Origin of the sequence: Faecalibacterium sp. DFI.5.82 (assembly GCF_029076575.1) — a bacterium.
Classification (GTDB): domain Bacteria; phylum Bacillota; class Clostridia; order Oscillospirales; family Ruminococcaceae; genus Faecalibacterium; species Faecalibacterium duncaniae.
Map to the genome: position 1 here is coordinate 1 of NZ_JARFIS010000799.1, position 299 is coordinate 299.

At 65.6% G+C, this 299-nt stretch carries 1 protein-coding gene; it reads left to right on the forward strand.

What is annotated here, in order from left to right:
• Positions 1-281 (forward strand): hypothetical protein (locus P0G09_RS18960; protein WP_275253447.1); only part of this gene is annotated, 281 nt, incomplete at its 5' end.
• Positions 282-299: the final 18 nt, after the last annotated feature.

Here is a 299-nt window from a genome sequence, read left to right on the forward strand (position 1 = left end):
CCGACGAGACCGGCAGATATCTGCCCTTCTCCTATTACAGAGGCGCGCCCAGCCCCTACCAGAAGGACAAGCGGGCAGACATCGCCAAGCTGAACCGCATCCAGCTGCATCTGGATGAGCTTGTGACCCGGATGGGCCAGCAGCTCTATGAGGGGCAGATCGCCGCCGAGCCGCTGGTCGCGGGCCGGAGCCCCAGCCAGTGGTGTGATTACGGATTTGTCTGCTGCCACGAGACCGGCATCGGGGAGCGGGCGCTGGAGGCCCCCGCAAAGCCCTTTTAGGCTCCCGGGCAGCCCGAA